We start from the raw sequence: 24234 nt of genomic DNA, 5'->3' as shown, positions 1-24234 counted from the left end.
TTTGTCTCGATTTGGTACCGCTCTCGCAGCCCGCACCGAAACAGTGCTTTACCCCCCAGATTTTTCCACAACCGCTGTGCCTCAACACATTTCGGGGAGAACCAGCTAGCTCCGGGTTCGATTGGCATTTCACCCCTAACCACACCTCATCCGCCGATTTTTCAACATCGGTCGGTTCGGACCTTCAATTGGTTTTACCCAAGCTTCATCCTGGACATGGTTAGATCACCCGGGTTCGGGTCTAAAAACAATGACTTCTTCGCCCTCTTCAGACTCGCTTTCGCTTGGGCTGCGACATTTTCTGTCTTAACCTGCCATTGCCTTTAACTCGCCGGCTCATGCTTCAACAGGCACGCGGTCATCCGTTGAATCGGACTCCCACTGCTTGTAAGCTGACGGTTTCAGGTTCTATTTCACTCCCCTTCCGGGGTTCTTTTCACCTTTCCCTCACGGTACTGTTTCTCTATCGGTCACACAGGAGTATTTAGCCTTACCTCGTGGTCGAGGCGGATTCACACGGACTTTCACGGGCTCCGTGCTACTCGGGATTCAGCTAGGCTCTTTGAGTTTTCGACTACGGGACTTTCACCCTCTCTGGTGCAGGTTTCATCTGCTTTGTCTAACTCTCTAAGTCCAGTGTCGCTGTCCCACTACCCCAACAGGTAAACCTGTTGGTTTAGGCTGTTTCCCTTTCGCTCACCACTACTCGGGAAATCGCTTTTGCTTTCTTTTCCTCGGGCTACTAAGATGTTTCAGTTCGCCCGGTTCGCTCATGCCCACTTATTTGATTCGGTGGGCTGTTTTTGGGTTGCCCCATTCGGACACCTCCGGCTCATTGCTCGCTTCCAGCTCCCCGGAGTTTATCGTCGGTCGCCACGTCCTTCTTCGCCTCTGTGTGCCAAGGTTTCCACCGTCAGCCCTTTCTATCTTGACCACTTTCTCTTTTTCAGAGATTTTCTGTTCGTTTCCGAACTCCTGAACACCAGAACTTTTCCGGGTTTCTTATTCCCGGTTCTGGTTTCATTAATTTGATCCCTTTTGATTCTTCTATGCAGTTTTCAAGGTTCTGGCTGGAACTTTTCCCAGCATTTACTCTTTCTTGTCGGAAAGCTGTAGTGCTGATTTGTTCTAGGAATATTTTCAGTGGAGGTAAGCGGACTCGAACCGCTGACATCTGCCTTGCAAAGGCAGCGCTCTACCAACTGAGCTATACCCCCACATTGGTTTAGGTGGGCCATCCTGGACTTGAACCAGGGACCTCACCCTTATCAGGGGTGCGCTCTAACCACCTGAGCTAATAGCCCTTTTTCCGAACTTTAAAATACGTTTGAAAGTCTCTTTTTTCCTAGTACGACCTGGGATGACTTTTGAGGGTGCTATATTTGTTGGATTCAACACTCAACTCAAAAGTAGGTCTCCCTAAAAGGAGGTGATCCAGCCACACCTTCCGGTACGGCTACCTTGTTACGACTTCACCCCAGTCATCAACCCCGCCTTCGGCACCCTCCCCCCTTACGGGTTAGAGTAATGACTTCGGGCGTGGCTCACTTCCATGGTGTGACGGGCGGTGTGTACAAGGCCCGGGAACGGATTCACCGCAGTATGCTGACCTGCGATTACTAGCGATTCCTCCTTCATGCAGGCGAGTTGCAGCCTGCAATCTGAACTGTGCCAGGGTTTAAGAGGTTCGCTCTCCCTCGCGGGTTGGCTGCTCTCTGTCCCTCGCATTGTAGTACGTGTGTCGCCCAGGACGTAAGGGCCATGCTGACTTGACGTCATCCTCACCTTCCTCCGGTTTGTCACCGGCAGTCTCGCTAGAGTTCCCAACTTAATGATGGCAACTAACGACGAGGGTTGCGCTCGTTGCGGGACTTAACCCAACATCTCACGACACGAGCTGACGACAGCCATGCAGCACCTGTCTTCTGGTTCCTTTCGGCACTCCCACCTTTCAGCAGGATTCCAGAGATGTCAAGTCCTGGTAAGGTTCTTCGCGTTGCATCGAATTAAACCACATACTCCACCGCTTGTGCGGGCCCCCGTCAATTCCTTTGAGTTTCACACTTGCGTGCGTACTCCCCAGGCGGGAAACTTAACGCGTTAGCTTCGGCACGGCCCGGGTCGATACAGGCCACACCTAGTTTCCATCGTTTACCGCTAGGACTACTGGGGTATCTAATCCCATTCGCTCCCCTAGCTTTCGTCCCTCAGTGTCAGTTATAGCCCAGCAGAGCGCCTTCGCCACCGGTGTTCTTCCTGATCTCTACGCATTTCACCGCTACACCAGGAATTCCCTCTGCCCCTACTACACTCTAGTCTTACAGTTTCCACTGCCTTTACGAAGTTAAGCCTCGCTCTTTAACAGCAGACTTGATTGACTACCTACGGACTCTTTACGCCCAATCATTCCGGATAACGCTTGCATCCCCCGTATTACCGCGGCTGCTGGCACGGAGTTAGCCGATGCTTTTTCCTCAGGTACCGTCATTGAGTTCTTCCCTGAGAAAAGGGGTTGACAATCCAAGAACCTTCCTCCCCCACGCGGTCTTGCTCCGTCAGGCTTTCGCCCATTGCGGAAAATTCCCCACTGCTGCCTCCCGTAGGAGTCTGGGCCGTGTCTCAGTCCCAGTGTGGCTGATCATCCTCTCAGACCAGCTACTGATCGTCGCCTTGGTAAGCCTTTACCTTACCAACTAGCTAATCAGACGCAAGCCCCTCTCTAGGCGATAAATCTTTTACCTTTCGGCTCATCCGGGTTTAGCAGTCGTTTCCAACTGTTGTCCCCGTCCTAGAGGCAGGTTCTTACGTGTTACTCACCCGTCCGCCACTAAATCCCGAGGGATTCCGTTCGACTTGCATGTGTTAAGCAGACCGCCAGCGTTCATCCTGAGCCAGGATCAAACTCTCCATTTTGAAGAATCTGTTAGCTCTTATCTTGACTAATTTAATTAGTCATGTTATTTTTGATTCACCAACTTTACAGTTGACTCCTCTGTTAGTTTTTTTGACTAGGAGTTTGTAAATTCGACTTTCAAACGTATTCTTTTTTCTAGGTTCGGTGCGCCCTCGTCGCTTTCGTTTCTCGAGCGCATTTACCAATATATCTAACCTCCTAGGGTTTGTCAACCCTTTTTTCCATCTTTTTTTCCTTGTGTGGGAATCCCTTCTATAATCAGCCTTTTAGACGACTCACCCTTTAACAATGTAGATGGCAGGGACGAATATTGTTCCAGGTAAGCCATTCAAAGTTGTGTTTATAGAAAATGATAGGGGGGTATGGCATCCCCAAGGGTTAATTGCCAATGGGGGGATTGATTTTGCCATTGTTCGAGTTTCTCTTGAAGTTGGGGCGATTGGGTTCGGTGAGTCAATATATATATGCGTTCTCGGTTGGGTTGACTCTGGGCGAAATGGATTTCTGTGTAGGTTTGGCTAATGGTGTTAACTAGCTGTTGCCATTCCTGGGCTTGCTGCTGCTGATGGTCGATTTGAAGCTGATGGAGTTGTTTTTTGGCTAAAAAGTATTCTCGTCCTCCCTGGGAGAATGAGTTTATGGGGTTGGGGGGAGTACGAACTGGAGTGGGTTCGAGGGGAATGCCTTGTAAACAATACTCGGTCTTCCCTTGGAATTGCTCTAGTTTTTGTAAATAGTCCTGTTGATGCCGGGCTAAATGCTCGGAAAGTGCGATGGTAGAACGAAAACAAATTCCGAAGCGTAGCGGTAAGAGGGTGATTTGTTCAAAAACAGAACGGATAATTTGATCATGAATTAAAACGGCTTGTATTAATTGTTCATCGGTATCTGGAAGGTCTTGAGCTTTTAATTCAGGTTCTACTAAGGCGGATAATCCTTGAAAACTGATAATTTCTAAACAACCCCTAATCCCAGAAGGTAGTTTAAGGGGTGATGTGGGTGTTTTGAAAAAAGCATAGGTATACATTTAGGTTATCAGTGTGTAAGAGTTTAATTTGAAAGTTAATGATTATAAATTAAGTCTTAATTGTTTCAGAATCATTGTTGATCAGAAACGACTTAAAACTGATTTTTTACTGATAACTGATCGGGAATCCATTCAAAATCAAAGCTAAGTTGAGCAAATCCAGATTTCCAAGGAATAGATAGTTTTAAATTTTCAGGGGAATTATCCCAATCTATTTTGACTCCTTTGATCCAACTTTTAAGTTCAGGGGTAGTTTCTAATAAATTAATGATTTGCAGTTTTAAAAATTCTATTAATTGAGGAAATCGACACCATTCATGGCTATCTGACTGGATAATCGAGTTAGGGATAAGGAGATTTACGTCAAATTTGAGCGGTTGGCTACTGGCAATATCTACTTCCCAAGAATCGTTGGGAAATTCTGCATTTAAAACTGCTAATAATCTCAGGTGTCCGGTTTGCCAAACTAATCCAGGTTGTAGGACTTTGACTTTAATTCCACTAATAAGTTGCATAATATTATAATTGCTTTTAACCATCTGCCATAGTAATCTTAGGGATAATTCTATTAGTGGCATTTCAGGTTGAAGACGCATCAAACTGGAAGGAGATTGGGGACTATAAATAATATCAACTAATTCATCTGCAATTTGAATTAAGTCGATTAAAGAGGACTGTTTGGCTTGAAGATCGGGGGTTGAGATGGTTTCGGCGGAAAGGTTCAGATTATGGGATTGTTTTTGTTGTTTAAGCCAGTGTAAACCATAATTTTGAATTTGGTTCTGAATATAAGGTTGAATGATGCCTGGGTCAGTGAGTCGAATTTGTGTTTTTAATAAAGACGCTTGAGAAACGGAAGCTAAGATCGAATATTCAACATCTTGAATCGGTGTAGGGATAAAAAATTCTTCGTCTTTTTGGTCATTTTTTTGGTCATTTTCTAACGAATAACAAAAGGGACTAACTTCTGATGTTTCAGGATCAGAAATGAATTGAAATCCCATTTTTATATGGATTTGACTTGGTTCCCATTGACTTTTAGGATAAATAATTTCAGTATTTACGGGATCAGTCAAAAAATCAATCTGATTAAAATTATCTTGAATATGATGGGTAATTTGTGTTAACAAAGATTGAACTTCTAAAGGATGCTGACATAGGGAACATTCATTAGATTGAACATAGGCTTCAGTCGGAATAAAAGGAGGAGGGAAAAAACTGGTTGCCAGATCGATTGAATTCTGTAGATCCTCTGTTTTAATGATTAAACTGGCAACTAATCTTAATTTTCCGGGTGTCCAATCTTGATTAGGTAATAAAATTTCAGCATTAATTCCAGTCAATAGTCGCATAAATTGATAGGAAGTCTGTGATAAATTCCATAATAATTGAGGAACTAATGTACTAAGAAATAAAATAACTGGGGGTTGAATATTTGAGTCTTTCTGATCTGATGAATTAGGAAAAATCTCCGATGTAGAAACAGAGTGAGCTTGATAAGCTGTTAAAACTTCAGAAACTTCTTCTATAACATAAGGAATTAGGTTTTCAGGGGTTGGGGGTAAATTGCTTGGCCAGGCTCCATTAGGCGATCGCAAATGGGCAATAATTTGAATCAATTCTTGCATGGCTTGGACTAAATTAGCGGGAATTTCAGGAGAGTGAGAGATAGAATTAAAGGAAACTGAATCAATAAATTTAATTAGGGTTTGATCGAGAAAATCATCTAAGTTTTGAGGTTGAGTTGTCGATGATTTTTCGATAGTATTTATTGTCGTAACTTCTATGGAATCAATTGATCCTATTAATGGATTGTTATTCATAGGTCTTGCTCAAGATTAATAGATTTTACAAAATGTAGGTAACTCTGGGGTTCGGAAGCGGTAAGAATTGCTAAACCTGTTTTTCCCCAGGAAGTTATGGCTTGAGAATTAACTGGGCCAAGGTAATCTCCTAAAAATTTTCCTTCTAAATTCAAGAAGGTGTATTTTCCCTGTTGATCCGCTATAACATATCCCCAAGAGGTAGCGCAAGCGATTATGGGTGGAGAGCTTAAAGAGATGCGAATAATACTTAAGGGCTTTAAGTGTAAAAGAATAAGCTGAGGTTGATCATCGCATCCAATACCCAATACAGTATAGGGTTGAGGAGTGGGAATAATTTGTTTTAAAGGAATGAATAATTTAAGGTTGCCAATAGGGGTTCCGCGGCGGGTATAAACCCTGAGCATATTGCAGTTTTTTTGTTTGAAGTTTAGCCAAACTCCGAGTAAATATCTCCGGTCTAAAAATATAAGTTCTGGAATTTGAGGAACAGAAAGAGATAATTTTTTAATCAGTTTTAAAGCGGGAGAACCCTGTTTATCGGTGAGGGAATAAAATCGCAATTGTCCCGAAAAGGCTAAAGCCATATAACCACCCTTTGGTTCAATGGCAACTCTGTATAACAAATCTTTATATGAGGCTAGATTTAAAGGAGTTAAAGGATTGTTTTTTTCCGCTTTAACTTGATCAGAGTTTTGTGATTCCTGATGATTAGATGTACGAGATTGAATCCCACTTAAATTCAATAAAGATTGAGGATTGTCTTGAAAATTAGTTGCATAATAAATTTTATTTTTGGTCATTACACAACACCCATTTCCCATCATTTGCATTGCTAAAATCGGTTCGGGAAAATGAATTGGAGCTTGAGCAATAACCTGAGTTTCTTCAAGCGACGGAGAAGAATTATTGGGGGGAGACCAAATTTTTAATGTTTGACCAAACCCTGTGTAAAGATAGGGAAAATTAGTAATACAATTTAAGGGGAATTTGGAATTTCCCACCGCAGGTAACGGAATAGAATGATCAACTGATAGAGTCAAATTAGAAACCCGAACTTTGGAGAATTGTTCGTCTTCGGGGACATCGGGAAGTTTTCCCAAAATAATAGAGTCAGCCAGACTTTGAATTTGAGGATTAACTATGGCTTTTCGCAATGCTTCTACCATCTCTGCTGCGGTTTTGTAGCGACGGGCTGGGAGTTTTTCTAGGGCTTTTTGAATGATTGTTTTTAGGGCTTCAGGAATTTCTGTCGGGATCTGCAACCGTTGATTTAAGTGGGCTGACATCAACTCACCGGGTAAGCCATGAAAGGGGCGATCCCCTACTAATAGTTCAAATAAGACAACCCCCACCGCATAAATATCTGATCTAGGGGAATAAATGCCATAAAATCGTTCTGGAGCCATGTAAGCAGGAGATCCTCCGGTAAAAGTGGAGGGCCTTTCTGAAGGGGACAGTTTTCCAGCCAGGGGAAGACGGCGAGCAATGCCAAAGTCTGATAATTTTGGCTGCCACCCTTGGGATTTGAGGGTGAGTAGGATATTTTCAGGTTTAATATCACAGTGAATAATACCCCGTTGATGGGCGTAGTCTAAACCCTCTAAAACGCCGATGATCAGGTCTAATGCTTCTTGTAGACGTAGGGAGTTTTGTTGTTCGACAAGATGACGTAGTGTTCCTCCTTCACAATACTCCATGACTAAATAGCGTCCGGTCTGGATATGTTCAAGACCTAAACAAGCAGCGATATTAGGATGTTGTAAACTGATAATAAACCATAGTTCTTGCAAAAATTGGTGAGTAGGGGCGTTTTGATGACTAAGTTCTTTGAGCGCGACCAGTTGTCCCGTACGGCGATCGCTAGCACAGTAAACTTTACCAAACTGGCCTTGTCCTACTAACCCTAAAATTCGGTATCGAGAAGCCTGCATGGTGTATTTTAGACCACCTCGTTAATGCTATTGCCGATAGTATTGAAGTATACCTAAAATATGGGCATTACTGACAAATTAACCTTATCCAGCGACCAGGGGTGTTTATGTTTTCGACCGTTGAATCAGACTCTACAACACCAGTTACAGGGCCAGCCCCAACTAAAATCATTCAATCTCAAAACCAATATCGCACTTGTCGGATCAAGGTGCCGGATTTGGATCAACCTATTGCTGCGGTTTGTGTTGATCAGGAATACTACAGTTTTTTTAAGGCGGTAGAGGATGCTGAGAAAACGTTAGAAATCGTTGCTAAACTGGGAAAGGTCGGAGACAGCACCGTCATTACCAAAACTCCAAAAGGTTATGCAATTTGGGTGCAAGAGCCTAATGCTCAACTTCATCGTTCTTGAGGCCTAAATTTGTTATGAAAATAACAGGGGAGATAGAAAATAGGCGTGTCTAAGGATACTGAAAGTGTCAATGTGCCGCAATAATGGGATGTTAATGTCCCTGAAATCTTGAATCTAACTGCTAACTTGTGCAATCTACATTGTTTGCGATCTATTGATTATCTAATCTAATTTTTACTACAAATGGCTAAAATACTTCGACTAGAACCGATTGCGGAAGAAATGGCAGTTAAGACTAATTCTAACTTGCTTTCGGCATTAATGACTAAGGAACTTCACGTCCTAAAAGAATGCGGGGGGCGGGGAATGTGTGCCACCTGCCATGTTTTTATTAAGGATGGCATGGATGGTTTATCTAAAGTCAGCCGTCGTGAACAAAGAACTTTGGAAGTGATCACAACGGCTAAACCCAATTCCCGTTTGGCGTGTCAAGCTCATGTTCTTGGGGAGGGTATTGTTGTCGAATTACCCTCTGGGATGTATATTGATGCCATCGAAGATATAGAATCATTAGTCGGGCGACGAGCCGAACAAGAACTTCTGCATCCGATTACTGGGCAAGTTGTGGTTGAAACTGGAAAACTAATCACTCGATCAATTCTGAATCAATTGAAAGAAACTCGTTTACAAGTGGGCGAATATTTAGCTCGAACTCGGAATGCTAAAGATGAATAATAAACAGTTATCAGTTATCAGTTATCAGTTATCAGTCAACCGTTATCAGTATAAGAGTTGAAAGTTAATAGCTTGTTTCAATCCTTAGCTGTTCACTGACATAGACAGTGATGTCTTTTTCTCCCTGTTGCCTATTGCTTATTCCCTACTATAACTGATTTATGTTTACTAATTTAGAACGTTTGAGTGTGGAAGTTGATGGTCGTTATGCAACATCAGAAGAACTGGATTTTTTAAAATCCTATTTTGGCACGTTTAAATATCGGATCAGTGCCTATCAAAAAATCAAAAATAATGAATCGGCGATCATGAATCAAATTCAAGAGAATTTGGAAAAAATGAACCCGGATATCTTTATACAAGGTTCAGTTAATTTAAAATCAAAATGGCATTTAGATACACTCAGAGTTTTAAGATATTCAGCCATGGCGTTATTAATCGATGATCCCGAATATTTGCAACAACGCCTATTAATTTGGTTTTCAACAATTTTACAAGCCTTTAAAGTTCAAGCTCTAACTCAATTAACTTATAAAACCATGACCGATGTGATTATAAGCTATTTAACCCCAGAAGAAAACCATCTATTTTTACCTCTGATTGAACTGACTTCCAATACTTTATGTAAAAAAAGACCTTTATAAAATCCCTTTTTTTAATTAATTATAAATTTTTCCATTCGGTAATGTAGCTCCATGTAACTTTGCACCCTTAATTTCGGCATTGGCTAGAATTGCCCCTTTTAAAGTTGCCCCTCTTAAATCAGCCCCACTCAAATTAGCCCCCATTAAATTTGCATCGGCTAAGTTAGCATTGCCCAGATGAGTATTTCTTAAATCGGCATTAATTAAACAAGATTTACTCAAGTTAGCAGAACTTAAATTACTGGCATTTAAGTTAGCATCCATTAATAAAGCTCCCTCCAAGTTGGCTTCACTTAAATATGCCCCTGCTAAATTAATTCCCGTTAATAATTTTTGTCTTAAATCAATGCCACCCAAATCAGCCCCACTTAAATTAATTCCACTTAAATGGGCACCATTTAAACAGACATTTCTCAGATAGGTTTTGCTCAAATTGGCTTTACTCAGATTAGCACGAGTTAAGTTAGCTTCATTCAGATCGGCTTCTAATAAAGTTGCAGAATTAAGAAAAGCATCGGTTAAATCAGCGTGTCTTAAATTAGTTTTTAACATTTGGGCTTTGGTTAAATCAGCCCCGGTGCAATTAGCTCCACTTAAATTAGCTCGGACAATAGTAGCTTGAGTTAAATTTGCACCGGATAGGTCTACATCTTTCAAATTAGCCTGGGTTAAATCCGTATTTTTCAAGATAGCTTGGCGAAGATTTGCCTTAATTAAATAGGCCTTAACTAAGGAAGCTTGAGTCAAAATCGCCTCTATGAGAATTGCAGAACTAAAATCAGCACTTTTGAGATTGCAATGATTCAGATCCGCCTCTTGTAAATTTGCCCAATTCAGGTGGGCACCTTCAAGGTTAACCCGACTCAGGTTAGCTCCGGTTAAAATCGTGCCACTGAGACTAGCTCCACTGAGATTAGCCCCGGTTAAATTGGCTCCAGTCAAATTAGCCTTACTGAGATTAACTAAACTGAGATGGGCCTCGCTTAAGTCAGCATGACTTAAATCGACACCAATTAAATGCGGTCGATTTTGGGGTTCTCGAATATTAGCTAAACCCATAGTTGGTATGGTATTGGGTCGATAAGAGTTGGTACTCAGAATCATACCTCGCAGACTCACGCCCTTAAAATCCCGTTCTCCATCTCCATATCGACTCAATAGTTCAATCGCATCCATGGGTTAAACCTAAGTTGAGAGTCTCCAATGAGCCCAAACAATCTCCTTTGAATATTTTTATAACTGGCTTTAATCAGTAATCAGTTATCAGTGTGGAGACTTACCAAAGGCGCAAGGGATATTATGATCAGGCGATTGGTGAGTCTATGTGAGTTATTAGTTTACCGATAACTAATTAACATTTCATACCAGTGCTTTCAGAATAGTGTCATGATCTTTCCCTTGATCTACTAAAGCTTCGACTGATTGTAAACGATTACTCAAACCTAGAATAAATTGGTTAGAATCTGCACCCATTGACTCACAGGTTGTTTGAATACAATGGAGATCTCGTCCGGTTAATTGACTAAAAAAGGAGCTAAAAATTCCAGCTTCCAAAAAACAAACGGGTCGGTTCCAGTCTTTAGCAATACTAGCAAAAGGTGAATTTTTGGTAATCAGGATCAAAAATCCCGTGTTAGTATATTGAGCATCTAAATCAAATGTTCCCCAACCATGGGTTTTCCAACATTGTTGTAAACATTGAATGAATTCGATCATTTCCATTTGCGCCACAGTTTTGTCATAATATTCGCTGATTTCTTCACAAAAACGGACATAAAAATTTTTTCCCCACCAGCGACCACAATTGAATAAGACTAAGCGGGCAGCTTGACCTGTTTCTTGTTCCAATCCGGTATAAATTGCTTCAAGGAAGGTTAAGGGAAGACCCAGTAGACGACCTCCGAGGCGATTTTCTAGTAACCCTAATTCCAGATCCCCTTTCACATAGGCATCATAAGCAAAATAGTTGCCTGGAAGTTGAGGTTTAATGAGTAAATTGTTGATTTCAATCATGATTTAAACAGGTGATATTGACGGTTGATGGTTAACCGAATCGCGGTTGTGATGAACAGATATTTTTTTACAAGGGTTTCTATAAAAGTGCTAATCAGAATTGATTAACTCTTTTTGATTCAAGGTTTTAGCAAGTAACTTTTAACTTGTTCCAGGAAGGGTTGGATAAAAACCATTGCCTTTGCTGAGAGTAATTCATTTAAACGGGTATTAAGCAACTGGTAGACTTGAGTATCAATAGCTTGACTATTATGGGCTTGAACTATACCTGATAACCAATCAATCACTCGTCGCTGAAGGTATTCTGAATCATTTAATAACATCGCCATCGCACTATGGCGCAAAATCAGAATCCATTGTTGTAAAATCTGTTCTAAACGTTCTTGTTTTTCCTGGGGAAATATAACTGAAATTTGATCGGCAATGGGCTGAAAAATAACCACTTCTCGATCGCGAAGAAATTCGTAAATTTTTAATCGTTGGGCTAAAGTTTCTGAATAGCTCTTAAAACCCAACAATTCTTCGGTTTGAAGATAGCGATTTTCCGCTTTGACTAATAATTCATTTAATTCAGCTTGCATGGTAATTAGTAATCAGTAATCAGTTATTAGTCATCAGTCATCAGTTACTAGTCATCAGTCATCAGTTGAGGAGTTAATAAATTAACTGTAAACTTCTTAACTGATAACTGTTGACTGTTAACTGATGACTGATTTAAAATAAACCCATTAAATCGTCGATGGTGACATCAAGTTGATCCGGGGTATTAGAAGCCGAAGCAGGTACAATCGGCATAACTCCGACCTGGGGAACTCCTTCCCAATCAATCCGTTGAAAAAAATCAGCGACGGATAGGGTTAAATTGGACTGTGATGAACAGGACTTACGCAAGCACGCTATATATAGAGTGTCAAAAGTAGGCGATCGCATACCAATGATAATAGCAATCGTCCCAAAAAGTCCTGATTATTTATTTAAAAATAAACCCAAAACAATCAAACAAGTTCCATTTTTATCGAAGGAAAATTCAATTCTTTGATTAAATAACTTGACAAAGATTCAGCTTTTAACTGATAGACTGTTTTCTGAGTCAGATGAGCTAATCTTTTCAATTGATTCCAAACTAAAATGGCACAAGCAATATGATTTCTTTGAATACTAGCTTTACGACACTGGCAAGATTCAATCCCTGTTAACTGCTTAATTTCTCGATGAAATTCCTCTATTTTCCAGCGAATAGCACAGGTTTTTTTCGTATCCAATGTGGATGCTTGAGTTAAGTCATTAGTTGCTACATATTCCGTTCTGTTGGTAGAAACAATAACCCGAAATAGCTTGACTTTATGAGATTTAGGGAAATTTTTGATTTTGATTAACTTCCCTGATTTTTCTTCAGTATTAGACCAGTTTAACTTTTCAATTGATTGGTATTTTTCTTTTCCTCCTGTGTCATCTACTAAACGATTCTTTTTCAATGGGCAATAATAAATTTTTCCTAATTCGTCAATCATTGCCATTAGTTTTTGTGACCCATACCAACTATCCATCAGGACTTTTGCGAAGGGGAGTTGTTTTTCTGTCACCAGATTATTCAACATATCAGCTACATGATCTAGTTTGGTTTTATCATCATACTCTGGCTGATATATGCGATAATCAATTACCCAAAATAAACCTAGTTCTGGATTAACATAAACACAGTTAACCAGCCCAATACCTGACAGTACACGATGTTCTGTTCCGCTATATTGACGACGGACTAATTCAATCTTTTCCCCAAACCTTTTATCCAGCACTGTATCATCAAAAATGATCGCACTATTTTCACTTATTTGGATATCTTTTTTGACATTTTGCCACAAAGATTCCGAGGTAAAATTTTCTTTGGTTAAGTAACGGTTTATGGTATCATGGCTAACGTTTTCTAAGTGGTTGGCTAAGTTATTTAAAGTATAATTGTTTGGACTGCTTAATAGATACTGGCAGTAATCTAATTGGCTAAACGACATATTTTTCACCCCAAGTTAACTTAATCAGTTTAGCATAAATATTGACTGTTAAATATCTGTCAATCAGTATGATTTTTGTGTCTAAATTTTATATTGCTGGCGCAAATACTTGAATAATTGGCAGCGTTCGCTGGCTTACCGCACACCATATATAGTGTGCTTGCGTAAGTCCTGATGAAGCAGTTGCATGACTCTTTTCCTCCCTGATGGGTGTGCCTAACCAGTTTAAGTTACTGAAAAAGTCTTGAACAGAATTACTGAGCCAACCCGGGGGATTGTTCATCGCAACACCACTCCATCCTGTAATTTTCGCTGAATATCTCTGGCCGTGGCTCCTTCATTCAGCCAAAAACCCGCAGCATCTATCCGGTCTGGGTTTCCCAAAAGAAACTTACAATAGGTTTCTCCCATGGAATAACATTGCAGTTCGATACAACTTAGGCTTTTCTTAACCAAATTGCTAAAAAATCCGGCAAATAATCCGGCGTAAATATGACAAACGGGTTTTCCCACATCCCCTAACGTCCGGGCAACAGCTGAGTCAAATAGGTTAATAAAGATACAGCCATGTTTGCGATCGCTCATATCTACTTCCCAGCGTCCCCAACCTTGGGCAGTGAAAGGCCACCACCAAGTTTCCAGGAGAAACATCAGGTTAGACTGTCGAATACTTTGACCAAATTCGGCTTCATACCACTGCTGGAAAAAGGCAGCATCCTTAACGCCCCATTCCTTGCCAATGGTATACATGATCACCGAGGAGGCACTACCGACTTCTTCCTCTAATCCTTCGACCAAACCGATGATAAAATCTTCACTGGTAAAGATATTTCGCATTTGATTCCAGTCCGTGACCGTACCCATAGACGGATCAAAGCTGAAGAAATCTTGAAATCGATAATGATTATGGGCTTTAGGATTACTTATTTTGAGTTTGGACTGATGCTCAACAGGATGTTGAGGGGCGGCGCTTGAAGCCATTAGCTGCATACTCCTTTTTAATCTACAGGGTTCAAAATTGGGGTCAAATTTCTCAACCTAGGACTGACAAACAGTAGGGAACACCGGAATAGGGAACAGGGGTATACCTCTTGCCTCTTGCCCCTTTCTTTGGTGGATTCAAGTTATAGGGGATTAATTCTCCTGGCGGATGTTCTGAGTCAGTTTGATTAATGCACCTGTTGTATCTAATTTAACTCGATTCTTTGCCATGAAGCACTACATTTTTTAGGAGTCACTGACAGATGGGGAAATCAACACCGCTGTTGAGGGGAGTGGGTATCAGATTTTGGAATTAATTTTTGTTTAAGTCGCCATAGGTTCAAAAATTAAATCAAGAGGAAGTTGGCGATCGCTCACCCACTTCCTCTGATCAATTAAACAAGAAATCCGATATCTACTGTCGTGCCATCATCATCCGCATCTCGGCTTCGCTATCCTGAATTAGATCTCCACTCACATCCACGATCACGCTGTGAAGTTTGCCCGTAAACTTGAAAGGCGGTTGATAGTCCGGTGTCACAGGCGCACCAGGAGCAATCCCACAGGTCACGCCACTGGTTAAACCGAGGGCTAAGGGAGTCGTCACTGGGACATCAACTTGCCCGACCAATTTGCCATCAATATAAAGCTGGGCGCGACCCGGTGTTCCTTTTCCCTTGGCTAAATCGGGTTGACCTGTCACTTCAAACTCAAAGCGTAACTGGTTACACCAGGGAAAGTAGTTCCGGGTTTGTATTCACGCAGAGACATAGATTTAACCTTTGATCGGGATTTTATAAGCTTGTTGTTAATTTTTTGTTGAAACTGAAAAAATCTGCTTCTATTCTCGCCTCATACTAACAAAAATCCAGCCTCTTTTTTCCTCTACGCCCATGAGTTCGGGGTGTATCTTCTCCCGCGTCGAGACTTGTATATCTTAACATATAAGGCTTACAGATTTTCGTAAAGATTGATGACATCGACTGAATCTAAGGGCGGGTTCGCCGGAATTTTCGTTAATTATCATTAACAAAAATCAACCCGCCCTCTCTTGCACTACAACAAATAATATTGATATCCTACTGAACTAAACGGATAAATTTCTTTTTGCCAACTTGCAGAACTTTACCCTTTAATTCATCACTAGAATTAAATATTAAATCAATTTCAGAAATGCGATCGCCATCTAATTTAACCGCCCCGCCTTGAATTTCTCGCCGCGCTTCACTGCTGGTTTTACACAACTTACTCGCACTAAGAATATAGAATAACTTAGCGGGAAATTGAATCTCAGCCAGGGAAAACTCCGGGACTGCTTCTGCGGTTTTAGCATCCCCTTGAACTAAGGTTAAAGACGCTTTTTGAGCCTCTAATGCGGCTTCTTTTCCATGAAATTGAGACGCGATTTCCAACCCTAATAACTTTTGTTTTTCCCGAGGATTCTCCGGTAATTCATCCAAAGGAAGATTAGTGAGCAGTTCAAAATATTGGTTTAATAGATTATCCTGAACCTTCTCTAATTTAGAATACATGGCTAAGGGATCTTCCGATAACGCCACATAATTTCCTAGGGACTTCGACATTTTTTGTACCCCATCTGTCCCAATCAAAATTGGCATTAATAAACCAAATTGAGGTTTTTGTCCGAAATGCCTTTGTAAATCTCGTCCCACGGCTAAATTAAACTTTTGATCCGTGCCGCCGATTTCAATATCCGCCTCCACCGCCACGGAATCATAACCCTGCATTAACGGATAGAGAAATTCATGCAAATAGATCGGATTTTCCTGTTCAAACCGCAAGGAAAAACCCTCTTTTGCTAACATTTGTCCGACGGTCATGGTTGCCAATAATTCTAATATTTTAGGCAAATCTAATTTTGATAACCATTCCGAATTGTAGCGAATTTCCAAGCGTCCAGGGGTATCAAAATCTAAAATCGGACGCAGTTGTTCTAAATAAGTTTGAGCATTTTTCTGTACATCTTCCGAGGTTAATTGGCGGCGGACTTCGGATTTTCCCGTGGGGTCACCAATTCTAGCGGTAAAATCCCCAATAATTAATACGGCGATATGACCCGCATCTTGAAAAGCGCGTAACTTGCGAATCGGAATGCTATGTCCCAAATGAATATCCGATGCCGTGGGGTCAATGCCAAATTTAACTCTGAGGGGTCGATTGGTGGTTAATAATCGTTGACCTAAATTTTCATCTGGGTTCCCAGAGTTGATAATTTCAGGGAAAATTTCAGTCACGCCGCGGCGAAGGGAGGGAGAATCCTGTAGAGATAGCGCCGATTCCAGGGGTACAGAAGGTTGACTCAATGCCATGATCTTAAAAATTTTTTGCCAATTAGGGTAAAATCCGTTAACCTTGATCCCGGACTAGAAATTTTGATCTTCCGGCTAGGATTCTTATGATTTCCTACGGTCGTAGAGACCAAATCCGATCCATCCACAACTTGCACAAAATGTGCATTTAGGGTTTAACCGCATAATGTTAATGTTATATGCTATCACTGTCAGCTAAAAAAAGTTATATTTCTGTCTGCAAGCCCTAAATGTTGTGTAGCCCTGTTTTCATTGAGGGAGTAAATTAAACGTGTCATCAACTAATGCAATCCCACGCGATGTTAGGGTCAACAACCCTTCAACGTTGTTTGACTTTGTGCAGTCGGTCAGCAAAGTAACGGCCGGAACCTTGCTCGGCGTTACGATGTTAACCAGTTCGGTCGTGGCTGGAGGGTTAGTCGGTTTAGCGGTCAGTTTCCGTAACCTTCCCGATGTGCGGGTATTACAGAACTATGTGCCTACGGAAACCACCCATATCTACGATATTAAGGGGGTTCCTTTGGCCAGCCTCCATGATGAGGCCAATCGTGAAGTAGTCTCCCTCAACGAGATATCTCCCCATCTGAAACGGGCTGTAATCGCGATTGAAGATAGCAATTTCTTCTATCACAAGGGAATTAACCCGACGGGGATTGTACGGGCGTTTATCGCTAACTTTGAACGGGGTTCCACCGTGGAGGGGGGTTCTACCCTGACCATGCAGTTGGTGAAAAACCTATTTTTATCCCCGAATCGTACCATGAGCCGGAAAGCCGCGGAAGCGGTGATGGCGATTCGTTTAGAGCAGATTTTATCAAAAGACGAAATTTTAGAACTGTATCTAAATCAGGTCTATTGGGGTCATAACCTTTATGGGGTGGAAACCGCAGCCCGTAGTTATTTTAATAAATCGGCGAAGGACTTAACCCTGGCGGAATCAGCAATGATGGCGGGTCTGATTCCAGCGCCGGAGGATTATAGTCCCTTTGTGGATTACAAGAAAGCCAAACAGAGACAGTTAACGGTTTTGAAGCGGATGCGAGAACTTCAATGGATTACCCCCCAAGAAGAAGCCGAAGCCAAAAAACAAACCCTACTGGTGGGCAAAATTACCTCCTTTAGCAGCAGCCGTCTTCCCTATGTGACGGAGGCAGTTGTCCAGGAGCTTTCCGAACGCTTTGGTCGGGAGGCCGTTCTCAAGGGCGGAATGCGGATTCAAACCACCATTGATATGAATTTTCAACGGATGGCAGAGAAAACCGTCAGTGAGTGGCATGAGAACTTGTACTATCAAGGGGTTTATAACAGTTTACAAAATGGTCAAATTGCCCTGGTAGCCATTGACCCCCGCACCCATTTTGTCAAGGCAATGGTGGGGGGGGCCGATTATAAAACCAGTCAGTATAATCGGGCGATTCAAGCCCTCCGTCAACCCGGCTCTGCCTTCAAACCCTTTGTTTATTATGCAGCCTTTGCCACTGGCAAATATGGGCCAGATTCCACAGTTTATGATAGCCCGGTGAGTTATCCCGATGGCTATGGCTATTATTCTCCGCAAAACTACGGAGGCGGTTTCTCCGGGGCGGTGAGTATTCGCACGGCTTTGGAACATTCCTTAAATGTTCCGGCGGTCAAACTGGGTCAGGAGGTGGGACTAAATCAGGTGATTGAGGTTTGTCGAGTCCTGGGGATTAAGAGTCCAATTGAACCGGTTATCTCCCTACCTTTGGGGTCGGTGGATTTAACCCCGATGGAAATGGCCGGAGCCTATGCCACCTTTGCCAATGATGGCTGGCACTCTGAACCCACGTTTATTGTCCAGGTTACCGATAGTCAGGGCAACATTCTACTGGATAATACCCCGAAACCTCGATTAGTCTTGGATCAATGGGCTGTGGCATCCCTAAATAGTGTGTTACAAGGAGTGATTAGTCGGGGGACAGCAACCCGAGCCCAAATTGGACGTCCGGCGGCGGGAAAAACCGGAACCACTTCTTCTGAACGGGATATCTGGTTTGCCGGATATACTCCCGATTTAGCCACGGCCGTTTGGGTGGGAAATGATGATTATACTCCCCTAACCTATGGAGCAACCGGAGGAACCATTGTGGCTCCCATCTGGCGTGACTTTATGTCACAAGCCTTAGATGGAAAACCGGTAACTTCTTTTAAACCGCCTTCGGCCTATACCAAACCTTAATTCTGAATGGGGTTTTGACCCAGGTCAATAATTTTTCCCTGGAGGAGAGTAGAATGAAGGCAGCACTACTCGCTAAGTATGCCTGTGTCTGGCTCTGTGGGAATGGGCTGAAAAGTTATTCCTTTAATTTTTGATATAGCAGTCGCGCCCAACGGTTAGGACAAAGATTGACCCAGCAAATCTGACGGCGAAGTCTTTCCCCCCTGTTGTCGTTCGACTAACGCTCACGGCGCTGCCTGTTGCGGTGTTCCCTATTGCCTGCTATATAAGTGTCTGGGAATTGGCTTTAGTCACTATTCCCTACTTGTTGGAAATTTTTTTTATACGTTAGGATCTAATTTGTTATGGAAAAGAATACATTTTCTTCGCCAAATGTGACTCAGAAAGTGGAAGTTTCAATTCACATTGATTCTGAGTTACTCGATCAAATCAAACATCTCACCAATGACCCTAGCAAGGTGATTGAAACAGCCCTGCGCCAATGGCTTAGAGGAGAGCGTCCAGAGGATGAACTAGCTTTGACACTCCAACGAAACCCTCCGGTTCCGCCTCGAGGGGAATGGAACGATTAAATCAGTTATCAATGTAGAGACGTGCCATGGCGCGTCTCTAGCAGTTATCAGTCAAGAAGTGAATAGTTGATTAACTATTTATCGGAAGCATCTGAGAGATTGAAAACTCAGTGTCTTCAGACTTGAGAGGAAAAGCGATTCAAGGGGTTAAAACCCCCGTGAATATTTCATTAATTCATGTTAGTATATCAGTGGGTCGAAAAATAAACAGAAGGAAATCCGAATGATAGTTCTGGAATACAAAATTAAAGGTAAAATAGATCAATACAAAGCGATTGATCAAGCCATTTGCACCACCCAATTTATTCGCAACAAAGCGATTAGATATTGGATGGATGCACCCAGAGAGGAAAAAATTGATAAATTTGCCTTAAATAAATATTCTACGACTCTCAGAAAAGAATTTCCCTTTGTTGCCGACCTAAATTCAATGGCAGTCCAATCCGCCGCCGAGCGAGGATGGTCTGCCATTAGTCGTTTTTACGATAACTGCAAGAAACAAATTTCTGGCAAAAAAGGATATCCCCGATTCCAGAAAGATTGTCGTTCCGTTGAATATAAAACATCGGGATGGAAACTACACTCAACTAAAAGACAGATTACCTTTACCGACAAAAACGGAATTGGCAAACTCAAGTTATTGGGGAAGTGGGATATCCAAACTTATAATGTTAAAGACATAAAACGGCTGCGTTTAATTCGTCGTGCCGATGGATATTACGCACAGTTTTGTCTGAATATTAATGTCACTGATATTCAACCGAAAACTGGAAGGGAAATTGGTCTTGATGTTGGTATTGAGTCGTTTTACACAGACTCTAACGGCTATCAAGAACCCAATCCCAAGTTTTTGAGAAAAGCTGAACAATCAATTAAGCAATCTCAGAGACAAATTTACAAAAAGGTTAAGGGTTCATCGGGGCGACGGAAAACGAGAAAAGTTTATGCTAAAAAACACTTAAAAGTAAGTAGACAACGGAATGAACACGCAAAGAGAGTAGCGCGTAACGTATGCACATCTAACGATGTAGTCGTCTACGAAGATTTAAGTGTTAGGAATCTGGTTAAAAACCATTGTTTGGCTAAATCAATTAGCGACGCAAGTTGGTATTTATTTCGACAATGGATAGAATATTTTGCGACTAAATTTGATAAATTAGCAATTCCTGTTACACCTCATTACACTTCGCAAAAATGTAGTAATTGTGGGGTAATAGTAAAAAAATCTCTATCAACGCGCACCCATGTTTGTAGTTGTGGATGTGAGTTACATAGAGATACAAATGCCGCTATTAATATTCTGAATCTTGGTCAACAAGCTAGGAGAGGGCATCTCCGAAGTAACGCTAATGGACTAGAAACCTCTGCTCTGCTTGATGAAAGTCTGGTTGAGTAAGTATCTAGGTTGAAGTTAGAATCTCAGTGTCTTCAGACCTGAGAGTGTCAAGTTCACTATGTAGTCGCTAATCCGAATGAACTTAGACGAGAACTCTCATTTTGCAAGTTCGACTTCGGCTGACCCGATCTGGCAGAACTTGGGTGCTGATCTGGTTTTTATTCAAAATGCCACGGGTGATTATTTATCATTTCATTGGCAACGAGATGATCGCTATTCTTTACCTGTGGATACCATTGTCGGATCGTCTATGGGAGAATACTTTAAACCTGTTATCCTTTCTCCCTATCAGGAGCGAATCACCCGGGTGTTAACCAGTTTAATTCCTGAGAGATTTATTTATTCATTTGCTTATGAAGATCAATATATTCCATTAGAACTGACAATGACTCCCGTTTTAGTCTCTAATGGAAAACCAGATAGAGTATTGGTTATGGGCTGTGTTCTGGAACAACCCGAAGAAAATTTAGACCTGAGTATGTCGGAGATTGTTGCCTATCGTTCCCTTCCTTCCAATTTGGAAATCCCCCAAAAAATGCTGATCCAAATTGCTGGAACGATGTGTCGCGCAGTTTCTCCCAGTTCCCATATTTATCAAAGGTTATTAAGTCAAATTGCCCAAAAAATTCGTCGAACCTTAGATTTAAAGCAAATTTGGCAACAAACGGTTAATAGTTTAGGGCAGGTTTTAGGGGTAAGTCGTTGTATTTTATGTCCCTATCGAGTTGAAAAAGAGGATAATTGGAGTTTAAAACAAACCCAGGTGGTGGCTGAATATCGCCGATCAGAATTTCCCATGATGTTGGGTTTGGATTTAGCCATTGCCAATGAGTTGGGTTGGACGCAGGCTTTAGCGACCTTAGAACCAGTGGTGGTCGAACGCACCTCCCCGGATCAAGACCCCTATAAACGCTATTCTATTTTAGTCATCGCCACGTCCTATCAAGATCAGCCCAATGGGATTATTAGTTTGCAACAGTGCGATCGCTTTCGACAATGGATATCGGCTGAAGTGGAATTTATTCGAGAATTAGCTACCCATGTCGGAACTGCTATTGCCCATGCTACCCTCTATCAAGAACTAGAAGAAGCCCGCATGGAGGCGGTGGCTCTTTCTCGGTTAAAAAGTGAATTTCTGGCGAATACGTCCCATGAATTACGCACGCCTTTAAATGGAATTATTGGGTTTTTAAAGTTAGTTTTAGATGGGATGGTGGATGATCCCGAAGAAGAAGAAGAATTTATTCAAGAAGCCCATCGAGCCGCTTTACACTTACTAAACTTGATTAATGATGTTTTAGATATTGCTAAAATTGAAGCTGGGAGAATGGAGATTGACTTAGCTTTAATTAAGGTAAATGAACTTTTAGATGAAGTTGAACATTTTACCCGCGCGCAAATTCAAGAAAAAGGATTGACTTTTACCATCCAAAAAGCAGCTTATGACGATGAAGTCATTGTCTATGGAAATTATCAACGGTTACTACAGGTAATGTTGAATTTAGTTGGAAATGCAATTAAATTTACCCATGAAGGGGGAATTAATATTAGTTTGGGAATTCTTAAACAAACTTTTGTATTTCAAAATCAAGAGTTTCCAGGAGTGGTGGAATTTCGGGTGGCGGATACCGGAATTGGGGTTCCGATTGAAAAACAAGATCGACTATTTAAAGCCTTTTCTCAGGTGGACGGGGGCTATACTCGTCAATATGGGGGAACGGGTTTAGGATTAGTAATTTCCCAAAAATTAGTCCAAACCATGGGAGGAACGATTAAGTTTTATAGCCTTGGGGAAGGATTAGGATCAACGGTTACATTTACAGTTCCTTTGTATCAATAACCCCCGTATCATAGCATTTAAACCACGATAATATGGACAAATATAGACATTTGCGCTATAATTATCAAGCCCCATCTCCGTAGTTCCGGGCCATTCAGATCCAGAGATTCCCTTAAACGGGGGGATTTGTCCAAACAAAATCGATCAGGGTATGGGAGAATTCTGTGCCAGGGGTTGTAAACTGTTTCCCCCAGGTCGGTTGGGCGGTTGTTGCTCTCATAACAATCACAGTCAATCAAATTAGATAAAAACTTTAGTTGCACCCCGAATAATTGTCGCCGAATTTGCTAGAATCTACAGGATTGTCCTGATTATATTTTGTAATTATCCTTGAACCAATCTATCAATCTGCCGAAAGTAGATGACTTTTTAGAAGAATTGGCAGCCATTCAACAAACTGGCTCCAAGCGTGTTGCCTTGTTGGGTTTCCCGCCATATTCCCCTAACCCATCAAAACTTGATTGAGATGATGAGTTATGCCTTGGTTTTAGAAGGGAATCATTTGATTACATCGGGTTCAACGGGAACGAACGCGGCGGCCATTCGAGGTGCAATGCGGGCTAACCCCAACTTGTTGACGGTGATTTTGCCCCAAAGCATGAAACGTCAGCCCAGGGAATCTCGCCAGCAGTTGGAACAGGTGATTCATGTTGTAGAAAATGCCAAGGGCGATGATTTATCCCTAGCCGAAGCCAGTGGGTTGTGCAACCAAGAGATTATTTCTCGGTGCCAACAGTTAATCTGTTTTGCCTACCATGATAGTGTCACCCTCCTAAGTACCTGCGAGGAAGCTGAAAATCAGCGCAAAATTGTGACTCTATTCTATTTGGATTAGCCGTTAATACCCATGTTGAATCGGTCACTCGTACAGACGCGCTCTTGGCACGTCTCTACGCTGATAGATTTTTTATTAAATAATTGCAATTGACTATGGCTTCTACTTATTCATTTGATATTGTTAGTGATTTTGACCGACAGGAATTAGTCAATGCTGTTGATCAAACCGAACGGGAAATTAAAAGCCGTTATGATTTGAAAGATACTAAGACTACCTTGGAATTAGGGGAAACGGCGATTATTGTTAATACCGATAGCGAGTTTACCCTAGATGCCATTCATACGATTTTGCAAACTAAATCGGCTAAACGTAATCTTTCTTTAAAGATTTTTGATTATGGGAAAGTGGAATCTGCTAGTGGTAGTCGAGTTAGACAGGAAATTAAGCTCAGAAAGGGTTTAACTCAAGAAGTATCAAAACAAATCACTAAATTGATTAAGGATGAATTTAAAAAATTACAAGCCTCTATTCAGGGAGATTCGGTTAGGATTTCAGCTAAATCTAAAGATGATTTACAATTAGTAATTCAACGTCTGAAAGAAGAAGATTATCCGGCTGCATTGCAGTTTACAAACTATAGGTAACACAAAAGCCACTCTCCCTTAAATCAAAATCAACACTCATC

General features: G+C 41.6%; 19 protein-coding genes, 2 tRNA genes, 2 rRNA genes and 1 pseudogene (1 of these 24 cut by a window edge). 9 read left to right on the top strand and 15 right to left on the bottom strand.

Annotated elements, in window-relative coordinates:
* The 7 genes from AC2D3N_RS07410 to AC2D3N_RS07380 form a co-directional block, all read right to left on the bottom strand.
* A 23S ribosomal RNA gene (locus tag AC2D3N_RS07410) occupies nucleotides 1-934 on the bottom strand (it extends 1953 nt beyond the left edge of the window).
* 210 nt (nucleotides 935-1144) lie between these two features.
* Nucleotides 1145-1217, bottom strand: a tRNA-Ala gene (locus AC2D3N_RS07405).
* A 13-nt stretch (nucleotides 1218-1230) separates the two neighbouring features.
* Nucleotides 1231-1304 (bottom strand) — tRNA-Ile (locus AC2D3N_RS07400).
* A gap of 118 nt (nucleotides 1305-1422) precedes the next feature.
* A 16S ribosomal RNA gene (locus AC2D3N_RS07395) occupies nucleotides 1423-2913 on the bottom strand.
* The 16S and 23S rRNA genes sit together here with 2 tRNA genes alongside, the layout of an rRNA operon.
* Before the next feature lie 341 nt (nucleotides 2914-3254).
* Nucleotides 3255-3941: a GvpL/GvpF family gas vesicle protein gene (locus AC2D3N_RS07390; protein ID WP_484693229.1), complete on the bottom strand. Its 687-nt coding sequence runs from the start codon at nucleotides 3939-3941 to the stop codon at nucleotides 3255-3257.
* 92 nt (nucleotides 3942-4033) lie between these two features.
* Nucleotides 4034-5764 carry a hypothetical protein gene (locus AC2D3N_RS07385; protein WP_484693228.1) on the bottom strand — a complete coding sequence of 577 codons (1731 nt, stop codon included), beginning with the start codon at nucleotides 5762-5764 and terminating at the stop codon, nucleotides 4034-4036.
* On the bottom strand, nucleotides 5761-7698 hold the full coding sequence (locus tag AC2D3N_RS07380) for a serine/threonine-protein kinase (RefSeq protein ID WP_079679033.1): 1938 nt from the start codon (nucleotides 7696-7698) through the stop codon (nucleotides 5761-5763). The genes AC2D3N_RS07385 and AC2D3N_RS07380 overlap by 4 nt, the downstream gene beginning before the upstream one ends.
* Nucleotides 7699-7805: 107 nt before the next feature.
* Here AC2D3N_RS07380 and AC2D3N_RS07375 point away from each other — a divergent pair, with 107 nt between their 5' ends.
* The 3 genes from AC2D3N_RS07375 to AC2D3N_RS07365 all read left to right on the top strand — a co-directional run bounded on the left by AC2D3N_RS07375 (nucleotide 7806) and on the right by AC2D3N_RS07365 (nucleotide 9430).
* Complete coding sequence (locus AC2D3N_RS07375; RefSeq protein ID WP_079679035.1) at nucleotides 7806-8111, top strand: hypothetical protein; 306 nt, start codon at nucleotides 7806-7808, stop codon at nucleotides 8109-8111.
* Between the two features lie 183 nt (nucleotides 8112-8294).
* A complete protein-coding gene (locus tag AC2D3N_RS07370) occupies nucleotides 8295-8786 on the top strand; it encodes a 2Fe-2S iron-sulfur cluster-binding protein (RefSeq protein ID WP_079679037.1) in 492 nt (163 codons plus the stop codon).
* A 161-nt stretch (nucleotides 8787-8947) separates the two neighbouring features.
* Complete coding sequence (locus AC2D3N_RS07365) at nucleotides 8948-9430, top strand: globin family protein (protein WP_079679038.1); 483 nt, start codon at nucleotides 8948-8950, stop codon at nucleotides 9428-9430.
* Between the two features lie 15 nt (nucleotides 9431-9445).
* Here AC2D3N_RS07365 and AC2D3N_RS07360 read toward each other — a convergent pair whose 3' ends face one another.
* The 8 genes from AC2D3N_RS07360 to tyrS form a co-directional block, all read right to left on the bottom strand.
* Nucleotides 9446-10606 carry a pentapeptide repeat-containing protein gene (locus AC2D3N_RS07360; RefSeq protein ID WP_484693227.1) on the bottom strand — a complete coding sequence of 387 codons (1161 nt, stop codon included), beginning with the start codon at nucleotides 10604-10606 and terminating at the stop codon, nucleotides 9446-9448.
* Between the two features lie 183 nt (nucleotides 10607-10789).
* Complete coding sequence (locus tag AC2D3N_RS07355) at nucleotides 10790-11443, bottom strand: V4R domain-containing protein (RefSeq protein ID WP_079679040.1); 654 nt, start codon at nucleotides 11441-11443, stop codon at nucleotides 10790-10792.
* A gap of 119 nt (nucleotides 11444-11562) precedes the next feature.
* The gene (locus AC2D3N_RS07350; RefSeq protein ID WP_484693226.1) at nucleotides 11563-12024 is read right to left on the bottom strand and encodes a globin family protein; all 462 of its coding nucleotides are present in this window, start codon (nucleotides 12022-12024) and stop codon (nucleotides 11563-11565) included.
* 133 nt (nucleotides 12025-12157) lie between these two features.
* Nucleotides 12158-12334: a hypothetical protein gene (locus tag AC2D3N_RS07345; RefSeq protein WP_484693225.1), complete on the bottom strand. Its 177-nt coding sequence runs from the start codon at nucleotides 12332-12334 to the stop codon at nucleotides 12158-12160.
* 104 nt (nucleotides 12335-12438) lie between these two features.
* Nucleotides 12439-13452: an IS701 family transposase gene (locus tag AC2D3N_RS07340; RefSeq protein ID WP_484691139.1), complete on the bottom strand. Its 1014-nt coding sequence runs from the start codon at nucleotides 13450-13452 to the stop codon at nucleotides 12439-12441.
* A 279-nt stretch (nucleotides 13453-13731) separates the two neighbouring features.
* Nucleotides 13732-14433 (bottom strand): V4R domain-containing protein, encoded by a 702-nt coding sequence (locus AC2D3N_RS07335; RefSeq protein ID WP_079679044.1) that lies wholly within the window; start codon nucleotides 14431-14433, stop codon nucleotides 13732-13734.
* 415 nt (nucleotides 14434-14848) lie between these two features.
* Nucleotides 14849-15136 (bottom strand): hypothetical protein, encoded by a 288-nt coding sequence (locus tag AC2D3N_RS07330; protein ID WP_484693224.1) that lies wholly within the window; start codon nucleotides 15134-15136, stop codon nucleotides 14849-14851.
* A 376-nt stretch (nucleotides 15137-15512) separates the two neighbouring features.
* Entirely contained in the window at nucleotides 15513-16763 is a 1251-nt protein-coding gene (gene tyrS / locus AC2D3N_RS07325) for a tyrosine--tRNA ligase (protein ID WP_484693223.1), read from the bottom strand.
* Nucleotides 16764-17034: 271 nt separating this feature from the next.
* Here tyrS and AC2D3N_RS07320 point away from each other — a divergent pair, with 271 nt between their 5' ends.
* The 6 genes and pseudogenes from AC2D3N_RS07320 to AC2D3N_RS07295 all read left to right on the top strand — a co-directional run bounded on the left by AC2D3N_RS07320 (nucleotide 17035) and on the right by AC2D3N_RS07295 (nucleotide 24193).
* Nucleotides 17035-18963 carry a transglycosylase domain-containing protein gene (locus tag AC2D3N_RS07320; protein WP_079679048.1) on the top strand — a complete coding sequence of 643 codons (1929 nt, stop codon included), beginning with the start codon at nucleotides 17035-17037 and terminating at the stop codon, nucleotides 18961-18963.
* A 344-nt stretch (nucleotides 18964-19307) separates the two neighbouring features.
* Nucleotides 19308-19535 carry a type II toxin-antitoxin system CcdA family antitoxin gene (locus AC2D3N_RS07315; RefSeq protein WP_026788050.1) on the top strand — a complete coding sequence of 76 codons (228 nt, stop codon included), beginning with the start codon at nucleotides 19308-19310 and terminating at the stop codon, nucleotides 19533-19535.
* 223 nt (nucleotides 19536-19758) lie between these two features.
* A complete protein-coding gene (locus AC2D3N_RS07310; protein WP_079679049.1) occupies nucleotides 19759-20931 on the top strand; it encodes an RNA-guided endonuclease InsQ/TnpB family protein in 1173 nt (390 codons plus the stop codon).
* A gap of 76 nt (nucleotides 20932-21007) precedes the next feature.
* Complete coding sequence (locus tag AC2D3N_RS07305; RefSeq protein WP_079679051.1) at nucleotides 21008-22771, top strand: sensor histidine kinase; 1764 nt, start codon at nucleotides 21008-21010, stop codon at nucleotides 22769-22771.
* Between the two features lie 330 nt (nucleotides 22772-23101).
* Nucleotides 23102-23606 (top strand): annotated as a pseudogene (locus AC2D3N_RS07300) (DNA recombination-mediator protein A).
* 95 nt (nucleotides 23607-23701) lie between these two features.
* Nucleotides 23702-24193: a YajQ family cyclic di-GMP-binding protein gene (locus AC2D3N_RS07295; protein ID WP_484693222.1), complete on the top strand. Its 492-nt coding sequence runs from the start codon at nucleotides 23702-23704 to the stop codon at nucleotides 24191-24193.
* The last annotated feature ends 41 nt before the right edge of the window (nucleotides 24194-24234 follow it).

The organism is Planktothrix sp. PLAVEN19ND (genome assembly GCF_057220675.1).
This window is presented reverse-complemented; position numbering and strand designations above follow the sequence as displayed.

What these genes read in the sequence shown, in the direction of transcription:
- AC2D3N_RS07390 (WP_484693229.1), bottom strand. Translation starts at nt 3,941, where the DNA reads ATGTATACCTATGCTTTTTTCAAAACACCCACATCACCCCTTAAACTA.
- AC2D3N_RS07305 (WP_079679051.1), top strand. Translation starts at nt 21,008, where the DNA reads ATGAACTTAGACGAGAACTCTCATTTTGCAAGTTCGACTTCGGCTGAC.
- AC2D3N_RS07365 (WP_079679038.1), top strand. Translation starts at nt 8,948, where the DNA reads ATGTTTACTAATTTAGAACGTTTGAGTGTGGAAGTTGATGGTCGTTAT.
- AC2D3N_RS07375 (WP_079679035.1), top strand. Translation starts at nt 7,806, where the DNA reads ATGTTTTCGACCGTTGAATCAGACTCTACAACACCAGTTACAGGGCCA.
- AC2D3N_RS07350 (WP_484693226.1), bottom strand. Translation starts at nt 12,024, where the DNA reads ATGCAAGCTGAATTAAATGAATTATTAGTCAAAGCGGAAAATCGCTAT.
- AC2D3N_RS07370 (WP_079679037.1), top strand. Translation starts at nt 8,295, where the DNA reads ATGGCTAAAATACTTCGACTAGAACCGATTGCGGAAGAAATGGCAGTT.
- AC2D3N_RS07310 (WP_079679049.1), top strand. Translation starts at nt 19,759, where the DNA reads ATGATAGTTCTGGAATACAAAATTAAAGGTAAAATAGATCAATACAAA.
- AC2D3N_RS07360 (WP_484693227.1), bottom strand. Translation starts at nt 10,606, where the DNA reads ATGGATGCGATTGAACTATTGAGTCGATATGGAGATGGAGAACGGGAT.
- AC2D3N_RS07380 (WP_079679033.1), bottom strand. Translation starts at nt 7,698, where the DNA reads ATGCAGGCTTCTCGATACCGAATTTTAGGGTTAGTAGGACAAGGCCAG.
- AC2D3N_RS07335 (WP_079679044.1), bottom strand. Translation starts at nt 14,433, where the DNA reads ATGGCTTCAAGCGCCGCCCCTCAACATCCTGTTGAGCATCAGTCCAAA.
- AC2D3N_RS07355 (WP_079679040.1), bottom strand. Translation starts at nt 11,443, where the DNA reads ATGATTGAAATCAACAATTTACTCATTAAACCTCAACTTCCAGGCAAC.
- AC2D3N_RS07315 (WP_026788050.1), top strand. Translation starts at nt 19,308, where the DNA reads ATGGAAAAGAATACATTTTCTTCGCCAAATGTGACTCAGAAAGTGGAA.
- tyrS (WP_484693223.1), bottom strand. Translation starts at nt 16,763, where the DNA reads ATGGCATTGAGTCAACCTTCTGTACCCCTGGAATCGGCGCTATCTCTA.
- AC2D3N_RS07385 (WP_484693228.1), bottom strand. Translation starts at nt 5,764, where the DNA reads ATGAATAACAATCCATTAATAGGATCAATTGATTCCATAGAAGTTACG.
- AC2D3N_RS07340 (WP_484691139.1), bottom strand. Translation starts at nt 13,452, where the DNA reads ATGTCGTTTAGCCAATTAGATTACTGCCAGTATCTATTAAGCAGTCCA.
- AC2D3N_RS07295 (WP_484693222.1), top strand. Translation starts at nt 23,702, where the DNA reads ATGGCTTCTACTTATTCATTTGATATTGTTAGTGATTTTGACCGACAG.